General features: G+C 72.1%; 1 pseudogene. It reads right to left on the reverse strand.

Annotation, left to right across the window (positions count from 1 at the left end):
- Window positions 1-531: pseudogene (locus ACKVMH_RS13610) on the reverse strand (autotransporter domain-containing esterase); the annotation flags it as partial.

The following is a 531-nucleotide window of genomic DNA, read 5'->3' on the forward strand; positions in this document are numbered from 1 at the left end:
CTCGACCGGCACCGCCAGCTGCGCGGCGACGCGGTCGGCACGCGCGCGGCCGGTCATCGCCGCCGAGTTCGGCAGGACCGCCACCTGGCGTGGCGCTTCCAGCACCGACACCGCGTAGTCGGCGATCACCTCGTGCGCACCACCGGAGGGGTGCACGCCGTCGGCGAACCCGTAGCTGGTGGTGGCCCCAGGGGTGACATAGGTGTTGGGGTTGCAGGTCAGCGACTGCGCGGTGATCTGCGGCTGGCACGCGGTGCCGGTGATGTTGCTGAAACCGAACGCCGCCGGATCGGCCGCGACTTCCTGGAACAGATGGAAGGTGTCCAGCGGGATCACCCGCAGTCCGGCCTGGGCGAACGCACTGAACAATGCGTCGTTATAGGCGGCCGACAGCTGGGTGCCGGCCGCCTGCGCCGCCGGGCCTTGCGCGCGGAAGCCGGGGGTCAGGCCGATGTCGGGGATGGTCGGCACCAGCACGTACTGCGCGCCGGCCGCCTGCAGCGTGCCGACCGCGGTGACCTCGGCCGCCAC

Origin of the sequence: Lysobacter zhanggongensis (genome assembly GCF_046638635.1) — a bacterium.
GTDB lineage: Bacteria > Pseudomonadota > Gammaproteobacteria > Xanthomonadales > Xanthomonadaceae > Novilysobacter > Novilysobacter luteus.